Annotated in this window: 1 rRNA gene; it reads right to left on the minus strand. The window is 53.7% G+C overall.

Annotated features, from left to right (window positions below):
- Positions 1 to 255, minus strand: a 23S ribosomal RNA gene (locus tag C5745_RS19990); the annotation flags it as partial.

Raw genomic sequence — 255 nt, forward strand, 5'->3', positions numbered from 1 at the left:
CTCTCCTCGACCACCTGTGTCGGTTTGCGGTACGGGCCTTATATACCTGAAGCTTAGCGGGTTTTCTCGGTAGTACGATTACCTGCACTATCTGCGCCGCCGAAGCTTTGCAGTACTGTCGGGTCTCAGCAGGATGTGCGGATTTGCCTGCACTTCCTATACCTACCCCCTTCAACGCACTATTCCGTCAGTGCGCGGCAGTATCACCTCTACGTCACCGCATCGCAGTATAAAAGGGTACCGGAATATTAACCG

The organism is Sphingobacterium haloxyli, assembly GCF_002980525.1.
Lineage (GTDB): Bacteria > Bacteroidota > Bacteroidia > Sphingobacteriales > Sphingobacteriaceae > Sphingobacterium > Sphingobacterium haloxyli.